Raw genomic sequence first — 683 nt, 5'->3', positions numbered from 1 at the left:
GGCGCGCTCCCGTCCAACCCAGGCGCTACCAGTATAGGTCTATCCAGAGGACATTCTGATGTGGCTGCAAGCGGACATTCTGATTTGGCCTCTACAAGTCCAAACATGCACAATAGGTATTATGTTAAATTACGAACGTATGAACGATTAGGAGAGGCTCATGGACGCCGACGCGCCAGCACGGGAGGCCGCGGTGATCTCGAGCGCGGCGGTGCCTGCAGGCTTAATCCCCCTCATTACGCCGGGTGTCAGGCTCCAGTTCCTGAGTCAACGCCTCGACGCTCGGCAGACTTTCCTGCAGTTCGGCCGGCAGCTCCGCCACCAGCTGGTACTGGGCCACGCCAATCGGATTGCCCATGCCGCGCAGTGCGTATTCGACCACCAGCCGGTTGTGCTCCTGGCATAGCAGCAGCCCGATAGTAGGATTGTCGGCCGCTGTCTTCATCTCGGCATCGACCGCCGACAGGTAGAAGCTGATCTGTTCCGCATACTCCGGCTTGAAGGCACCTGTCTTCAGTTCGATTACGATGTAACAGCGCAGCTTTAGGTGGTAGAAGAGCAGATCGAGATTATGCCGAGGTCGGCATAAAGCAGAGGGTTTTTTGATTAGCGGTCGCGGCCGCAGGCGCGTGAGCCGGGACCCGGCGAGGTCAGCCCGCGACCGGTCATCAAAAAACCGTTTG

1 protein-coding gene is annotated in these 683 nt (G+C 58.4%); it reads right to left on the bottom strand.

All coding sequences use genetic code 11. From position 1 onward, the window contains the following. Positions 1 to 223: 223 nt before the first annotated feature. Positions 224 to 683 (bottom strand): PDDEXK nuclease domain-containing protein (locus tag ACYP5B_RS39860; protein WP_459573312.1); only part of this gene is annotated, 460 nt, incomplete at its 5' end.

This window comes from Cupriavidus sp. 8B, from assembly GCF_054589115.1.
This window is presented reverse-complemented; position numbering and strand designations above follow the sequence as displayed.